Raw genomic sequence first — 14,443 nt, 5'->3', positions numbered from 1 at the left:
ATGAAAAAAAAATCAGTCGGCAAAGTATTCCTGATTGGCGCCGGTCCCGGTGCGGCGGACCTCATTACGGTCCGCGGTCTACGCTTGCTACAAAGTGCCGACTGTGTCTTGCATGATGCGTTGGTGTCACCAGAGTTATTGGCTGAGGCCAAGCAAGCCGAGCTGATTGCCGTTGGCAAGCGCTGCGGCAAACTCTCTAGTGCGCAGCACTTCATCAATAAACAGCTCGTCGATGCGGCGCATAAATTCCCTATAGTGGTGCGCTTGAAGGGCGGGGACCCCATGCTCTTTGGTCGCGCCGAAGAAGAAATTGCGGCACTAGAAGCAGCAGGGATTGAATACGAAATTGTGCCAGGCGTGACGGCTGCGTTAGCGGCCAGTGCCGCGATGGCCGCACCCCTCACACAGCGCGGGGTTGCCCGTTCCGTGGCCTTTATTACACCCAGTGTCGGTGAGTCGCAGCCCAATAACGCTTGGGAAAACCAAACGATTGCTGCGGATACCCTGGTGTTCTACATGGGGCGGCGGGTCGCGGCCGAGATTGCGCAACGTTTATTAGGACTGGGACGGGCGCAAGATTGGCCTGTGGCGGTCATTGAGCAAGCCAGTTGGGTGGATCAGCGTGTGCAATACACGGATCTAGGATCGCTGGCACACATTACGGATTGCGTGACTTGGAGTGATGCCCCAACGCTGATTGTGATGGGTGAGGTGCTGCGCCAGCGTCAACAATCAGCCTTGCAGGTAGAGGTGGCGCTGCAGCGACTATGGATGGCATAGCGGGTGATGAGAATCGGTGGGATGTGGCTGTTAGTTAAATAATAAGGGGGAGACGTTTTCAAACGACTCCCCCATTCTTTTTATAACTACGCGGTTGTCTCCACCACCGCAGCGTGGTTCTAGGCCAATGGTTTGGCTGCCACGTCACTCCTCCTGAGAATCTCTGCAGTTAAAACCGATGCTGCTGGCTCCGTTTTAACTGCGTATAATCTTGCTGGAACTTTTTGTAACCAACTGTGTCCATAAACAGATTGGTGCGGAGTTTAGTCTGTAAATTAGCAAGCGTCTAGTGATTTTTCTGACACTGTTGTTTGCTGAAGAATAGCGCCAGCATCATCAAAGAAGGGGAGTAGCCCACAGTCATGCGTCGTCAATCCGATGCTCGCATCCGGCCATGACATAAGTATGTTCCGCGTGAACGATTCTTATCGGCAAGACCTTCGGTATCTGCAAATCTTGTGATTTGATTCGTCACCGAAAGGAGTGCCTGTCTTATGTAGTTGATCTGCTGTATTTCATCCTAGCTGTATACAATAGAGATTACCCGTTCAATCTAATTATTTTTGGAGTTACCCATGGAGTTATTCAGCCCAGAGTTCTGGTCAGCGTTGCTGGCAATTGTGTTAATTGATTTGGTTTTGGCTGGCGATAACGCGATCGTGATTGGTTTGGCGGCGCGCAATGTCCCGAAAGAAATGCAAAAGAAAGTTATTTTCTGGGGTACTTTTGGGGCGATTGCGATTCGTGCCTTATTGACACTGGTCGTTGTTTGGCTGCTCAAAATCCCCGGCTTCTTGTTGGCAGGTGGCTTGGCGCTAGTCTGGATTGCCATGAAGCTGGTCAAGCCAGAAGATGAGAAAGATGGCCACCATATTGAATCACATAGCTCAGTGCGCAAAGCGATTCAGACCATCGTGATTGCGGATGCGGTGATGGGCGTGGATAACGTCTTAGCAATTGGTGGTGCGGCACACGGCAGCATGCTGCTAGTGGTTCTAGGTTTGCTTATCAGTGTGCCAATTGTTGTTTGGGGCAGCCAGTTGATTCTCAAGTGGGTAGAAAAATACCCGAGTATCATTCTGATTGGGGCGGGCGTATTAGGTTGGACCGCTGTCAAAATGATCGCCAATGAGCCGTTGATTAAAGAAATTGTCGCGAATAGTCATCAGCTTCGCATTTTGCTCTACGTCATCGTGTTGGGTTTGATTATGGTGCCACCGCTGGTACGTTATCTCCCAGAAAACAAGCGGGTTCTGGGCATATTGCTGCCATTCCTGATTGTTTGGTTAACCGGTTTTGACATTCTGGAAGAACACTATCATCTGCACCCCTTGGATGACTGGTTCTGGATTGATGATGTCGTGGATATCGTCATGTGGGTGGGTTGGATTCCTTTCGCCGTACTAATTTACAAGAAGCATCAAGCTAAAGCCACCGCCGCTGACGCGTAACACGCACGCTACAACGATGCCCTCGCTGCTTCCAGACAATACGCAGTGAGGGCGTCCAGTACTCCTTCGTTCTCCCCTGCCGCATCGGCACACGTTATACGTACACCCGCATAACTTTCCTCAAGCTCAGCAATCAAGCGCGGCAGATCGCGTCGAATATGCCCACCGCGACCCAAAAAAATGGGGACAACCAGGAGCCGCTGACAGCCCATGTTGACCAGCTCTTGCGCCGCGTCTGCCAGGGAGGGAAGCATCAGTTCGAGAAAGCACAAACGGACTGGGCCAGCGTGTTGCTGGGCTAATTTTTTTTGTAAGCGTTCAAATGGCTCTGCCCAGCGGGCATCGCGAGCCCCATGCGCAAAAAGTAATAGCCCGGTTTCCGAGACAGTGTTGAGCATCATGATTCCTAGTGTCGTTCAACCCAATAAAGTGCAATTGCGGCAAGCAGCAGGGCCATTAAACTGGGTAGGGTCGCCGATAACACGGGCGACCAAGTGTTGAGTAAGCCGATGTGTGAAAAAAGATTATTCAATAAATTAAAGCTGACCCCAAGCATGACCCCGATAAAAATTTTCAAACTGATCCCCCCCGTCCGAAAATGCAGATAGGCGAATGGCAGCGCCAACATCAACATCACATAGACGGCAAAGGGGTAAGATATTTTGCGCCAAAACGCAATTTCAAAGCGATGGGTTTTTTGCTGGTTATCGCGTAAGTGTTGAATGTATTGGTACAAATTAAAGGCAGCCATATTGTTCGGTCTCACCAAGACGGCGCTCAGTAACGTTGGCGTCAGTGTGCTGGGCCAAGAAAGCGTTTCTACTTGCGTTAATTCGGTTCGATTGGGTTCGCCACGGGCATTCAGTAAAAAGCGAGTGCGCCTGACTTGCGTTAGCGCCCAGACACCCTCCGCTAAATAGGTTCCTGTTGCCGCTTCAAGAATTTCATGCAAGCGGAAGTCTTTATCAAACGAAAAAATTCGAATTTGCCGGATTTGATTGTCTGCACGAACCTCGCTGACATTCACAAAGCGAGTTTCTGCTGCGAGGGGTGCCGTACCATTTTGCGCCACCGGTAAATTGTCTCGTAACCAGATACCGGAGCGAAACTCTTCGGCGAAGTTTTGTCCCGTCATTTGCGCGCGGAGGTTTTCTGCATACTTGGCTGCCGGTGGGGTGAGCACTTCACCACATAAAAAGGTAAGTAATAGCAATAGCGTGCCATGCCGCCAGATACTCACAATGATCGTCGCTGTGCCCATTCCCGCCGCACGCATGATGGTAAATTCTGATTGGTTTGCCAAACGGGCAAAAACGTAGATAGCCCCAATCAAGCCTGCTATTGGTAACAACTCATAGAGATGTCCTGGGATATTCAAGGCCACCACCATGACAGCATGCTGAAACCGATACTGGCCTTTGCCAACATCGCCAAGCTCGCTGACTAAATCAAAAAAGCTGAACAACGCCAAAAAAGTCAGGGCGACGAAGGCAATCGCGGTGCGTAATTGTGTACCGATATATTGATGGAGCAGTCGCATAGTTTATTGCTCCCGCTGCGTGCTGCAGGATTGGCGTCGTGTCATCGGTTGGCACAATGCCCGTACGATGGCTTGCAGATAGAGACCGACTCCTGGGCGTCGATTCATACGATGCTGGATTCCCCATGCGGTCAGCAGCAATACACCCAGGTGTAGCGGCCACCAAACGAGACTAAAGCTGATTTTTTGTTGAATCACCAAGCCCTGTAAAAGACTGGTTGTATTGGTATAGATGACGTAAATCAACAAGGCTAATACCAAGTTAAAAGACCGACCCGCTCGCGGGTTGACGAACCCGAGCGGAATCGCGAGCAAGGCCAAGGTTAAGCCAAAGATGGGTACGGAGAGACGCCACAGGAGTTCGCCTTGATGCGCTGGTATGGGTTGTGCCACGAGCGTTAGCGTTGGTAATTCTTTGACTGATTTTTCGGTACGCTGAGGTGTTCCCTTTTCATCCAGTAAGGCTTGATAGCGCTCGAACTCAATGACCTTATAGGCCGCTTCTTCTGGTCTACCCTCATAGCGGCGGCCATGTTCGAGAACGACATAGCGAGTTCCCTCATTATCGGTGTGCAGGTATCCTTGGCTAGAAAACGCAACGCCGAGGATGCCTCTTTCCAAGGTGCTAATAAAAATATTTTTTACCCGCTGGGCATCCGTGGATAAGCCCTCAACGAAAAAAACACGCTCCCCCCGTGCTGACTCCGCAAACTGACCTGGGGCAACCCGGGCCAAATCGGAGCGTTGTTCAAACTTGGCTCGATAGGTGTTTGTCTGTTCATTGGCCCAGGGGGTGATCCACAGACTGAGGAGAAAACTCAGCGCAGTGAGCGGCAGTGAAAATTTAAGTAGAGGGGGAATCCAGGCCCATAAGCTTTGACCGGCGGAGAACCAGACGACCATCTCTGAATCACTGTAGCTGCGCGTCATGGTCGATAGCGCAGCAATAAAGATCGTCAGTGACAAGAGAACCGGGAGATAATTTAAAACCGTAAAGGCCAACAGTGCGACAACCGCATCGGCACCAATTTCGCCGCCTGCTGCCATACCGAGAATGCGGATCAGCGCGGTGGTTAAAATGATCGAAAACAGCGCCGCAAACACAGCGCCACCGGTCGCATAAAGCTCTCGTACGATGGTTCGACTAAAAATCATGCCATTGTGCTGGATCAAAAGTTAAAGGACATCGCATTAAGCTGACAAGGTTAAGTTCACTGGAAGATTAACTTCGGCATTGCAACACGCCGACCGTTATGCTGACAGCTACACCTGATGCCACCAGTTAGCGGCTTCGGCAGGAAGAAACCCGTCAGCGAAGGCACAGATTCTCTCATTCACCGAGTGGCTAGCCAGTAACGACAAAACGGTATTTCCTGCACGAGTATAACAGCACCATATTGCTGTCCCTTGATTCCCTCTTATGGCGACTCTCTGCCGTGTTGGCAGGCGAATCGACCCGCGCCTTGAACATGGCTGAATGGGGCCAGGTTGACCGGCCTCAGCTATAATTGGCGCTTATTGACATTTATCGACCAAGGGGACCAAATGCAATTTCGCGTGGCTGCATTACCAAACTTAGCGACTGCGGCTGGTTTGCGCAGTTTGGCGGGCCAAACCTGTATTGTCGGCGTCTTTGAAGCAGCGGTAACGCCTGGGGTGAAACGCCGTGGCCGACCCACCAAGACAGTCTCATCGCCAATCGCCAGTCCCACCCTGCAAGCCTTTTTGCAACAGGTTGAGGCCGACTCTGCTTTGGCTCAGCTATGGCATGCGCAGCAGGGCGAACTCAGTGGTAAGCGTGGCACCTGCCATGTAGTCCATGGGGTTGCTGGCTTGGCCCGCTTGGTCATTGTTGGTTTAGGCCCCTATCAGGCAGAAGGGGTGAGTGCTAAGGCCTTGCAAGAGGCTCAGCGCACTGCCTTACTCGCGCTAAAAGGGTTGGCCTTGAGTGACGTTTATTGTGCCTTGAGTGAACTCCCCGTCTTGGATACTGCCGTGAGCGGCTTGGAACGCTTGGTCTTGGCGAGTCGAGAGTTATCGTTCCGTACGGATAGCCTGAAATCCCAGCCGGACCCAACACCGCTGCTGGTTCGCCAATGCTCTTTCTGGGTGCCGACTAGCGCCCTAAAGGTTGCTCAACGTAGCTTGCAGCAAGCGGTTGCCTTGGCCGACGGTGTCGCCTTGACAAAAACATTAGGGAATTTACCGGGGAATATCTGCACGCCTACCTATCTCGCCGAAACCGCGAAAAAAATCGCGCGCCAAGCGTCGGCCTTGAAAGTGACAGTACTGGAACAAAAGCAATTGCAACGCCTGAAAATGGGGTCATTCCTCTCGGTTGCCAAAGGCTCGGTGGAGCCCCCCAAGTTTATTGTGCTCAGCTACACCGGGGCTGGCACAAAACAGGCACCGATTGTGTTGGTCGGCAAAGGCATTACGTTCGATTCTGGTGGTATTTCACTCAAGCCTGGCGAAGGCATGGATGAAATGAAATACGACATGTGTGGCGCCGCCAGTGTGTTGGGCACCCTGCAGGCAGTCGCGCAGATGCAGCTGCCTGTCAATGTGATAGGCGTGATTCCCACTTGTGAAAATATGCCCAATGGTAATGCCAATAAGCCAGGGGATATTGTCACGAGCATGTCTGGGCAAACCATTGAAATTCTCAATACCGATGCCGAAGGGCGTTTGATTTTATGTGACGCGCTAACCTACAGTGAGCGCTTTAAGCCAGCTGTTGTGATTGATATTGCTACCCTAACCGGCGCTTGCATTATTGCGTTGGGGCATCACCACAGTGGTTTGTTTACCCCCAGTGATGAACTGGCACAACAACTACAGGCAGCCAGCACGCGTAGTCAGGATACGGTATGGCGCTTGCCTTTAGATGACGCGTATCAGGAACAATTGAAATCCAATTTTGCCGATATGGCGAATATTGGGGGGCGTCCTGCTGGCAGTGTGACTGCCGCTTGTTTTCTGGCGCGTTTTGCCAAAGCATTCCCGCAGTGGGCGCACCTCGATATTGCCGGCACTGCTTGGAAAAGTGGCGCTGCCAAGGGCGCAACAGGCCGGCCCGTCCCGTTGTTGGTTGAATTCATTCGTGAGCAAGCCAGCCAGGCAGCCAATGCAACGCCCTCCCGCTCGGTTACGCGTCGAGCCCCGGCTCAGCCGACTGCGCGTCGCACGCGTGGCCGCCCTCGTGCCAGTTAAACACATCGTGAGTGGTAGCCCAACGTGACCCAAGTCGATTTTCACTTCAATCTGGCCGATAAGTTGCTTTACGCCTGCCGTTTGGCCCGCAAAGTGTATCTGGCGGGTCAGCCGCTGGTGGTCTATTGCGATGATCGGGCTGTCCTCACCCGCTTTGATCAGCAGCTATGGCAATTTTCGGCCCTGGACTTTATTCCGCATGTCATGCTTGATGACCCTCTGGCAGCGGACACGCCGGTTGTTCTCACTGCAACCGAAGGGGATACCCCTCACCACAGCGTTTTACTCAATTTAGGCCTTGAAACCCCACTGTTTTTTAGTCGTTTTGAGCGCCTATTAGAGCTGGTGGGAGTGGAAGAAGATGAACGACAGGCTGGCCGCGCTCGCTTTAAGTTTTATCGAGAGCGTGGTTACCCAATGCAAAATTTTGATTTAACAAAGGCAGCGTAATCATGACGGCCAGCACTCCTCTCGTAGGCCAACTAAAGCCTGATCTCGCGGCGGACATTCCCTTGTTGACCGACGTCTTAGAGGTCGATACCCAGCGATTACCGGTATTGACTGAAATTCCTGTGTTGGGTGAGGTACTGTCAGCTATTGACCGGCAAGCGTTGGAAACGGAAGTGCGAGAGAACGTATTACGTAGTTTACAAAGCCGGGTTGATGCCGTACTAGACATGCGTTTGCAAGAGACCATGACAGAAATTCTCGCGCATTACGCGCAAGTGTTGCAGGCCGATCTTAAAACACTGGTGCGTGCGACTTTGCAAGATGTGATTGCCCGCGCAGTGTCGCAAGAACTATCTCGCGTTTTGGCGCAAAAATCGGCTGAAAACAAATAACAATCAGCAGCAGCCCCCTGCTGTTTAAGATCGTTCTAATAATAAGATGGACCACTATGACTGAATTAGCCAAATCATTTGAACCCCAAGCCATTGAAGCGCACTGGACCAAAGAGTGGGAACAGCGCGGCTATTACGCCGCCACGCTCAAAGACAATACGCCGTCCTTTTGCGTGCAGTTGCCGCCGCCGAACGTGACCGGTACCTTGCACATGGGGCATGCGTTTAATCAAACCATCATGGATGGGCTCACGCGCTATCACCGTATGCTGGGCCATAACGCGCTGTGGCTGCCGGGCACCGATCATGCGGGTATCGCCACGCAAATTGTGGTGGAGCGCAAATTGGATGCACAAAAAATGTCTCGCCACGATTTGGGCCGTGAAAAGTTTGTGGAAAAAGTCTGGGAATGGAAACAGGAATCCGGCTCCACGATTACTGGCCAAATGCGCCGCATGGGTGACTCGGTGGACTGGGGCCGCGAATACTTCACGATGGACGAGAAATGTTCCAAAGTGGTTTCGGAAGTATTTGTGCGTTTGTATGAACAAGGCCTGATTTATCGCGGTAAGCGCTTGGTGAATTGCGACCCTAAATTGGGTACGGCGGTTTCCGATTTGGAAGTGGTGAGCGAAGAAGAAGACGGCCATCTCTGGCACATTCGGTATCCGCTGGCCGATGGTTCGGGCAGCCTAACGGTGGCGACCACCCGCCCGGAAACCATGCTGGGCGATGTGGCGGTGATGGTGCACCCGGAGGATGAACGCTATCGTCACCTGATCGGCAAAACCGTACAACTGCCGCTATGCAATCGCGAAATCCCAGTGATTGCTGATGAGTATGTCGATAAAGAATTCGGCACTGGCGTGGTCAAGGTCACCCCGGCACATGACTTTAACGACTATGCCGTGGGGCAACGGCATGGCTTGCCACAAATTGAAATTTTGACGTTGGATGCGCACATCAACACCAACGCACCCGCGGCCTACCAAGGGCTAGAGCGCTTCGCTGCGCGTAAGCAGATCGTCGCTGACTTGGAAGCCCAAGGTTTCTTGGTGGAAGTGAAGCCCCATAAACTCATGGTGCCGCGTGGCGACCGTACGGGTGTGGTGATTGAGCCGATGCTGACCGACCAATGGTTTGTGGCCATGAGCAAACCGGATGCCACAGGCAAATCCATCACGCAAAAAGCCTTGGACGTGGTGGAAAATGGCGAGGTGAAATTTGTGCCCGAGCAATGGGTCAACACCTACAACCAGTGGCTGAAGAACATTCAAGACTGGTGCATCTCGCGCCAACTTTGGTGGGGGCATCAAATCCCTGCGTGGTACGACGAAGATGGTAAGGTTTATGTCGCCCGCAGCTTAGAAGCCGCGCAAGCGCAAGCGCCGGGTAAAACCCTGCGCCGCGATGAAGATGTCTTGGATACGTGGTTCTCATCGGCACTCGTGCCGTTCTCAACCCTTGGCTGGCCCGAGCAAACCAAAGAGTTGGACCTGTTCCTGCCTTCCAGCGTCTTGGTGACGGGCTTTGACATCATTTTCTTCTGGGTCGCCCGGATGATTATGATGACCACGCACTTCACCGGCAAAGTGCCGTTTAAGCATGTGTATGTGCATGGCTTGGTGCGGGATGCGGAAGGCAAAAAAATGTCCAAGTCCGAAGGCAATACGCTCGACCCAGTGGATTTGATTCAAGGCATTGGCTTAGAACCTTTGCTGCAAAAAGCCACCAGCGGTCTGCGCCGGCCGCAAGATGCGCCCAAGGTGGAAGCTAAAGTCCGTAAAAATTTCCCCGAGGGCATGCCCGCCTATGGCGCCGATGCATTGCGCTTCACGTTTGCGTCTTATGCCTCGCTGGGCCGCAATATCAACTTTGATCAAAAACGCTGTGAAGGCTATCGCAATTTCTGCAACAAGTTGTGGAACGCGACGCGCTTCGTGCTGATGAATACCGAAGGCAAAGATTGCGGCTTGGATGCCAGTTTGTCGGTTGAATTATCAACGGTTGATCAGTGGATTATCAGCCAGTTGCAGCGTGTAGAAGCCGAGGTCGCCAAAGGCTTTGCGGATTATCGTTTTGATAACATCGCCACCGCACTGTATCAATTCGTTTGGGATGAGTATTGCGACTGGTATTTGGAACTGGCGAAAGTGCAATTACAGAACGGTAACGAAGCGCAGCAACGCGGTACGCGCCGCACGCTGGTGCGCGTACTGGAAGTGATTTTGCGCTTGGCTCATCCGGTGATTCCATTTATTACCGAAGAGCTGTGGCAAACCGTCTCGATGCTGGCCGGTAAGCGCCAAGCCGATGAAACAGTCAGCCTCATGTTGCAACCGTATCCCATCAGCCAGCCGGAAAAAATCAGTGTGGAAGCCGAAGGGTGGATGAGTCAATTCAAACAAGTGGTCGATGCGGTTCGTGCGCTGCGTAGCGAAATGAGCCTGTCTCCCGCGCAAAAAGTCCCGCTGATTGCCAGTGGCGAGGCTACACAACTGCATGCGATTGCGCCTTATCTGCAAGCGCTGGCGAAATTGAGTGAGGTGCAGGTAGTCGATGTGCTACCCGCTTCACCTGCGCCAGTGCAAATTGTGGGTGACTTCAAACTGTTGCTACAAGTAGAAATTGATGTGGCCGCAGAGCGTGAACGCTTGCAAAAAGAAATCGCCCGATTGAATGGTGAAATCGCGAAATGCGAAGGTAAGCTGAATAACGAAAGCTTTGTTGCGCGTGCCCCTGCCGCCGTGGTCGAGCAAGAAAAAGGCCGCTTGGCTGGATTTAAAGCGACCGTGGCGAAGCTGGAAGAGCAGTTGAGCAAGCTTGCTTAAATCTCGCTCGTTTCTCGCGCGTTTTTCAAAAAACCCATCTTAGAACAGTCTAGGATGGGCTTTTTTTATCGCCGCTGCATGTAAAAAATAAAGGTGTCGCCCTCTTTTTCTTCGGCCAGTAAGGCATTGCCGGTTTGCTTGGCAAAGGCCGGGAAATCGTCGGCGGCACCGGGGTCGGTAGCAATCACTTTTAATATTTCACCGCTTAGCATGGGTGCCAAGGCTTTTTTGGTACGCAAAATCGGCAACGGGCATTGCAAGCCACTGGTATCAAGCACTTGATTAGGTTCAATAGGGTGAGTCATCTCAATATTTCATAAAGCTTGGTTAAGCGCCTATTCGATAACTCCAACGCTAATTGACCACTTGCTTAGCGCAAACGAATACCGCTACGAAAACCATAATGATAGCCATACGGTGGCCCATAGTATACCGGCGGTGGGCTATAAAGCACGGGGGGTGGCGTGTAGATAGGCCTGGCGGGGTAAAGCACGGGGCCCGGAGAGTGGTAGCTAACGCCATATTGCCCAGCGCAAGCGGTAAGCCATAGGCATGACCCTAAAATCAACAAACGGCTCAGTTTCTGTAAGTGGGTGTGCATAAGATTATCCGATGACATCAGCATAAGATGACAACGCAAGCGAGCGACTTACGCTGACGCTGTTTTGTAAGCAGCAGTTACCACGGTTAACCTGAAAAGCAACTTTGTCATGGCGAGGGGGGCATTGATACATCTGTTAAAATCTTCAAAACCATTCATCTCGGAGAAGTGGCAGAGTGGTCGAATGTACCTGACTCGAAATCAGGCGTGGGCGCAAGTTCACCGAGGGTTCGAATCCCTCCTTCTCCGCCAATCAATCACCAATCTAGCTGGCGATCCATCAAACCCAACCCCCTTACTGTCGCACAGGGTTGCAGACTTATAAATCCTTGATTGACAATCAGCCCTTCAATATCCAAACTGGACTACCAGATAAATCTGGATTCTGTAAAATAATATGGGACACACCACATTCATTTCACTATTATTCGCGTATTCGAATTATTCGTGGTGCGTTCCCTATTACCCTATTACGTTAAAGGGAATAAGCCATGCGCTTAGTTGAAATAAACGTGGTCTGTCCCCTATTTCCGTGCCCGGAACTGCCATCATCTAACCGAAGCCATCGTGCGGAGGATGCCAGCAATGATTTTTGGAAATGACCAGAGCAAGATATGACAAAAATATCTAATCAGCAAAAAGAAGTCGCTAAGCATACTGCCTCGGCGTTTCTGGTAGATAAGCCACCAATATTTCATTTCTGGGATGATGACCACATAAGTGATGTCTACGTATTAGAAGCAGTCAACAGCCCCCAGCATGGAGTTACGTCTTATGCAACGGTTGGTTTATCTGATCATCAGTTGATGCATCAAGGTAAAGATTTCGGAACTCGAGTAGAGATAGTTGGAGCTTGCGGTTCAAAATTTCCAGACTTCGGGAATGTTTTGGCTACTCTGGCATTCTGCGTAATAAATTCAAAGTGGTTTTGCGCGCCCGGAATTATTTTTCCAGACGTTATAAAAATGTATGGTCACTCGCTCACCATGAGTGACATTTACTTTACATATCCTTTTCTTTGGGATGATCGGTTGAAATCAGCTCGACTAAGTGAAAGAGATATTGCTTGGCTGTTAGCCGTGCCAATTTCTAAGGAAGAAAGTGCTTTTGCGCAGGAGTTTGGATCCAAAAAATTGGAAGAGCTTTTCTCGGAAAAAGATATTGATATCTATAACTTAAATCGTCCGTCTGTTGTATAGATGGGGGAAATAGAACAGTGACTGCGTATCGCGTTGAAGGTATTCCGAATCAACGCATAGCAATTAACGAGGCTGGTGAGGTATCGCTGGTGCCGAATAAAGACCAGGTTGTCTGGATAAACTTTGGACAAGTGCCATCCCCAACCAAAGCCCAGCTGAAGACGCCCGCCTAGCACGCTATGCAGAAACCAGCAGCGCCATGCCTCCGCAAGCACCTAGCGAAGCTGGCTTACTGACCTTTACCAGCAATAACCCCGCGCTCACACAGCCGGTCACTGACCCGGTTAATAGACTCAAAGAAGAAACGCTTGCCTTCTTTGTAAGACGCGGTGCGCAAGCCCCTGAAGGCAGCCTAGCCTATCGGTTCTATGGCACTGGCTATGCTCTGGTAGGCGCTCTGGCCCCAGAGAGCGTACCTGAGTTTATGGCAGGCGCAGCGCTAGGGCCAGTGGGGAGTAAAGTCGGCGGGCTGGGTATTAAACAACTCAACCGACTGCCCGTGCTGGGTGCTGATGTAGGTGAAGGCATTGCGCAAGGAATCCAAGGCTCAGCCAAGTACTTGCGTGATTTGGGTGTGCCGGATTGGAAGATTACCCCACGGCCTTATGAGTATGGTACGCTGAATGCGAATCCGCTACCATTCTCCTTGAAGAGGGTGTGGAGTGGGGGAAATAGCACAACCTCTGAATTCATAACAGATCTACACGGTGCGATAAAACAAAAAATTAATGTTGGCGAACTCGCTGAATATAAAATGCTTGACCCTAATGCAAAAATTGGCCTCACAGGAAGTTCGGCAACAGGTAAGGTTGGAAATCCGAATAAAGCAACATTTGGTCAGCCCATTGATCCGAATAAATTTGACTTGGATCTGTTTGTGCAAAGTGATGTTTTGCTAGAGACGTATGGAACGAAGCTAAAAGCGGCACCAGTACTGAGGCAATCACTTGTTGACGATTTCCCCGACTTATTTAAGGGATTGAAACCTGGTAAGGATGGACTGTCCATAAAATTCAGGCCGACTGGACAACAGCCTGAGGGGTCCATAATGTTTGACGATTAATAGAGGTGCGTATGAATTTGCAGCTTGAATTGAAATCTTCGCTGATTAATTTTTTAACCTCTGGCGATGAGTCGAGTTTAATTGCGATGATTGATGAACATCCCGAAATAGTTACGTCTGTTTATGGCGACTACCCGGATTTTCATCGGGTGGTGGATGTGGTCATTGGAGGGAAATACTATCGTGTCTGTCGTCAAATTTCTAATGATGAAAGGCTAACGCTATCGGTGATTGATGAACCATCAGACGTCTCAGGTGTTCCTATTTGGTTGGAAGGTGAAAAATTAAGGAAATGGGCAGAGGCTGAGGAGGAGGATCCGTCTGATGAGCCAGTGGATTGGGAAAAATATCGATAATTTGATGGGGGAAATAGTGCAGCCATCGCTATGCGTGAACGAGAAAACAATAGGGGTGGATTCACGTTCCAAGTGCACCAGAGACAGCGGCAGAAAAGACCTCATGAGGGGTCTGGAAATCAAGGCACTTGCGTGGTCTATGATTGAGTTTTTTAACGACAAGTGCAAGCGTTTTTTTCGTAATATGGCTGAAATCTGATCCTTTTGGAAAATAGCGACGCAATAATCCGTTGGTGTTTTCATTCGTACCCCGTTGCCAAGCCGCATAAGGATCAGCGAAATAAATACGTAAGCCCGTGCGACGTTCGATTTCCTTGAAGCGAGCGAATTCAGTCCCGTTATCCAACGTCAATGTCTCTCGCATGTGCTTTGGAAAAAATAAATGGGGGCGTACCACTAATAAATCTGGGACGAACAATAAATCGCGGGGTAAACAGGGTACGGGGGGATAGCGAAGTTGAGCATGTACAAGGATATCGTCCAACTCAGCAGCCAATCCATCCAATTTCTTGTCAAAGAAAGCGGCGACGTTCTCCTCAACCCTGGGGCCTGGCAAGACCAAGGCGA

12 protein-coding genes, 1 tRNA gene and 2 pseudogenes are annotated in these 14,443 nt (G+C 50.9%); 10 read left to right on the top strand and 5 right to left on the bottom strand.

What is annotated here, in order from left to right:
* Both cobA and DU000_RS12120 read left to right on the top strand, forming a co-directional pair.
* Complete coding sequence (cobA, locus tag DU000_RS12125) at window positions 1-780, top strand: uroporphyrinogen-III C-methyltransferase (protein WP_114403675.1); 780 nt, start codon at window positions 1-3, stop codon at window positions 778-780.
* A gap of 563 nt (window positions 781-1,343) precedes the next feature.
* Window positions 1,344-1,991: pseudogene (locus DU000_RS12120) on the top strand (TerC family protein); the annotation flags it as partial.
* Between the two features lie 248 nt (window positions 1,992-2,239).
* Here the strand turns inward: DU000_RS12120 and DU000_RS12115 are convergent.
* From DU000_RS12115 to lptF, 3 genes are read right to left on the bottom strand one after another with little or no spacing between them, the layout of a single operon-like run.
* Window positions 2,240-2,629, bottom strand: a complete 390-nt coding sequence (locus DU000_RS12115; RefSeq protein ID WP_114403673.1) for a sirohydrochlorin chelatase — start codon at window positions 2,627-2,629, stop codon at window positions 2,240-2,242.
* Window positions 2,630-2,637: 8 nt separating this feature from the next.
* The gene (lptG, locus tag DU000_RS12110; protein ID WP_114403672.1) at window positions 2,638-3,771 is read right to left on the bottom strand and encodes an LPS export ABC transporter permease LptG; all 1,134 of its coding nucleotides are present in this window, start codon (window positions 3,769-3,771) and stop codon (window positions 2,638-2,640) included.
* 3 nt (window positions 3,772-3,774) lie between these two features.
* Window positions 3,775-4,926, bottom strand: coding sequence for an LPS export ABC transporter permease LptF (gene lptF / locus DU000_RS12105; protein ID WP_114403671.1), 1,152 nt, complete (start codon window positions 4,924-4,926; stop codon window positions 3,775-3,777).
* 390 nt (window positions 4,927-5,316) lie between these two features.
* On the opposite strand from lptF, the pseudogene DU000_RS12100 reads away from it, so the two are divergent.
* The 4 genes and pseudogenes from DU000_RS12100 to DU000_RS12085 form a co-directional block, all read left to right on the top strand.
* Window positions 5,317-6,888, top strand: a pseudogene (locus tag DU000_RS12100) (leucyl aminopeptidase); the annotation flags it as partial.
* A gap of 120 nt (window positions 6,889-7,008) precedes the next feature.
* On the top strand, window positions 7,009-7,434 hold the full coding sequence (locus tag DU000_RS12095; protein ID WP_114403670.1) for a DNA polymerase III subunit chi: 426 nt from the start codon (window positions 7,009-7,011) through the stop codon (window positions 7,432-7,434).
* Between the two features lie 2 nt (window positions 7,435-7,436).
* The gene (locus DU000_RS12090; protein WP_114403669.1) at window positions 7,437-7,826 is read left to right on the top strand and encodes a hypothetical protein; all 390 of its coding nucleotides are present in this window, start codon (window positions 7,437-7,439) and stop codon (window positions 7,824-7,826) included.
* 56 nt (window positions 7,827-7,882) lie between these two features.
* Window positions 7,883-10,657 (top strand): valine--tRNA ligase, encoded by a 2,775-nt coding sequence (locus DU000_RS12085; RefSeq protein WP_114403668.1) that lies wholly within the window; start codon window positions 7,883-7,885, stop codon window positions 10,655-10,657.
* A 65-nt stretch (window positions 10,658-10,722) separates the two neighbouring features.
* On the opposite strand, the gene DU000_RS12080 is transcribed toward DU000_RS12085, so the two are convergent.
* Window positions 10,723-10,962 (bottom strand): sulfurtransferase TusA family protein, encoded by a 240-nt coding sequence (locus DU000_RS12080; RefSeq protein WP_420812157.1) that lies wholly within the window; start codon window positions 10,960-10,962, stop codon window positions 10,723-10,725.
* A 458-nt stretch (window positions 10,963-11,420) separates the two neighbouring features.
* Here DU000_RS12080 and DU000_RS12075 point away from each other — a divergent pair.
* The 4 genes from DU000_RS12075 to DU000_RS12060 all read left to right on the top strand — a co-directional run bounded on the left by DU000_RS12075 (window position 11,421) and on the right by DU000_RS12060 (window position 13,876).
* Window positions 11,421-11,510: transfer RNA gene (locus tag DU000_RS12075), tRNA-Ser, on the top strand.
* A gap of 362 nt (window positions 11,511-11,872) precedes the next feature.
* Entirely contained in the window at window positions 11,873-12,457 is a 585-nt protein-coding gene (locus DU000_RS12070) for a suppressor of fused domain protein (RefSeq protein WP_114403667.1), read from the top strand.
* Between the two features lie 199 nt (window positions 12,458-12,656).
* On the top strand, window positions 12,657-13,520 hold the full coding sequence (locus tag DU000_RS12065; RefSeq protein ID WP_114403666.1) for a hypothetical protein: 864 nt from the start codon (window positions 12,657-12,659) through the stop codon (window positions 13,518-13,520).
* An 11-nt stretch (window positions 13,521-13,531) separates the two neighbouring features.
* Window positions 13,532-13,876 (top strand): hypothetical protein, encoded by a 345-nt coding sequence (locus DU000_RS12060; protein ID WP_114403665.1) that lies wholly within the window; start codon window positions 13,532-13,534, stop codon window positions 13,874-13,876.
* Window positions 13,877-13,937: 61 nt separating this feature from the next.
* On the opposite strand, the gene DU000_RS12055 is transcribed toward DU000_RS12060, so the two are convergent.
* Window positions 13,938-14,443: IS30 family transposase (locus DU000_RS12055; RefSeq protein ID WP_114403664.1), on the bottom strand; the 506-nt coding region annotated here is incomplete at its 5' end.

Origin of the sequence: Parvibium lacunae (assembly GCF_003335215.1) — a bacterium.
Taxonomy (GTDB): domain Bacteria; phylum Pseudomonadota; class Gammaproteobacteria; order Burkholderiales; family Burkholderiaceae_D; genus Parvibium; species Parvibium lacunae.
The sequence above is the reverse complement of the archived record's forward strand: the minus strand, read 5'-3'. Positions and strand labels throughout refer to the sequence as shown.

Excerpts from the sequence above, each read along its gene's own strand:
- cobA (WP_114403675.1), top strand. The coding sequence starts at position 1 with ATGAAAAAAAAATCAGTCGGCAAAGTATTCCTGATTGGCGCCGGTCCC.
- DU000_RS12115 (WP_114403673.1), bottom strand. The coding sequence starts at position 2,629 with ATGCTCAACACTGTCTCGGAAACCGGGCTATTACTTTTTGCGCATGGG.
- lptG (WP_114403672.1), bottom strand. The coding sequence starts at position 3,771 with ATGCGACTGCTCCATCAATATATCGGTACACAATTACGCACCGCGATT.
- lptF (WP_114403671.1), bottom strand. The coding sequence starts at position 4,926 with ATGATTTTTAGTCGAACCATCGTACGAGAGCTTTATGCGACCGGTGGC.
- DU000_RS12090 (WP_114403669.1), top strand. The coding sequence starts at position 7,437 with ATGACGGCCAGCACTCCTCTCGTAGGCCAACTAAAGCCTGATCTCGCG.
- DU000_RS12085 (WP_114403668.1), top strand. The coding sequence starts at position 7,883 with ATGACTGAATTAGCCAAATCATTTGAACCCCAAGCCATTGAAGCGCAC.
- DU000_RS12080 (WP_420812157.1), bottom strand. The coding sequence starts at position 10,962 with ATGACTCACCCTATTGAACCTAATCAAGTGCTTGATACCAGTGGCTTG.
- DU000_RS12070 (WP_114403667.1), top strand. The coding sequence starts at position 11,873 with ATGACAAAAATATCTAATCAGCAAAAAGAAGTCGCTAAGCATACTGCC.
- DU000_RS12065 (WP_114403666.1), top strand. The coding sequence starts at position 12,657 with ATGCCTCCGCAAGCACCTAGCGAAGCTGGCTTACTGACCTTTACCAGC.
- DU000_RS12060 (WP_114403665.1), top strand. The coding sequence starts at position 13,532 with ATGAATTTGCAGCTTGAATTGAAATCTTCGCTGATTAATTTTTTAACC.